At 38.7% G+C, this 315-nt stretch carries 1 protein-coding gene; it reads left to right on the top strand.

Annotated elements, in window-relative coordinates:
* Positions 1-102: 102 nt before the first annotated feature.
* On the top strand, positions 103-315 hold a 213-nt coding region (locus V3C85_RS00005; protein WP_331792943.1), incomplete at its 3' end, for a helix-turn-helix domain-containing protein.

Raw genomic sequence — 315 nt, 5'->3', positions numbered from 1 at the left:
ATATACGGCAGATTGTAAAATTAAACCGAACACCTTGCATAAAAAAACTGCAGAGACTTTAATGGTAATTGACTAAAATCAACCATAAAGGATCTGCAGCTTATGTCTTCTAGTTTATCAGCTCACGAACGTTCTGTCATTGAAACAATGATCAAACTTAATCATTCAACTCGAGAAATAGCCCGTTTCTTAAAGCGTTCTCCTGCAACTATTACCTACGAGTTAAATCGAATTAAACCATACAATGCACAACAGGCTCATCATTTAGCCCAGTGTAATCGGCACAAACACGGTCGCCATCCGACCCTAACACCT

This window comes from Pseudotabrizicola sp. L79 (genome assembly GCF_036553525.1).
Lineage (GTDB): Bacteria > Pseudomonadota > Alphaproteobacteria > Rhodobacterales > Rhodobacteraceae > Pseudotabrizicola.
Note: the sequence above shows the minus strand (reverse complement) of the source record. Positions and strands in the feature narration are given on the sequence as shown.